Source organism: Larkinella soli, assembly GCF_003703975.1.
In the GTDB taxonomy this organism is placed as follows: Bacteria; Bacteroidota; Bacteroidia; order Cytophagales; family Spirosomataceae; genus Larkinella; species Larkinella soli.
Genome location: NZ_QTJY01000086.1, coordinates 1 through 311 on the forward strand (window position 1 = coordinate 1; position 311 = coordinate 311).

At 63.3% G+C, this 311-nt stretch carries 1 protein-coding gene; it reads left to right on the forward strand.

Annotation, left to right across the window (positions count from 1 at the left end; translation table 11 throughout):
• The coding region (locus tag DX909_RS29395; protein ID WP_206513085.1) for a putative Ig domain-containing protein at positions 1-311 on the forward strand (311 nt) is incomplete at both ends.

Consider the following 311-nt stretch of genomic DNA (forward strand, 5'->3'; position numbering starts at 1 on the left):
AGCGGTTCACCCAAGACGCTAACCTGCGCCGGTAACGGCAGCGGTCCAGGCAACCCCACCACCCCGGACAACAAGCCGCCGGTGGCCCCGGGCCTGTCCAGCCTGTCGGCAACAGTTAACCAGACCTTCTCGGCCACCCTGCCCGCCTTCAGCGATCCGGAAAACGGGGCGCTAACGTACGCATTGACCGGTTTGCCCTCGGGTTTAAGCTTCTCAGCAGATAACCGCACGATTTCGGGCACGCCCACCCAGCAGGGCACGTTCACGTTGAGTTACTCGGCCACCGATAACAAGGGCGCCAAAACCTCGGC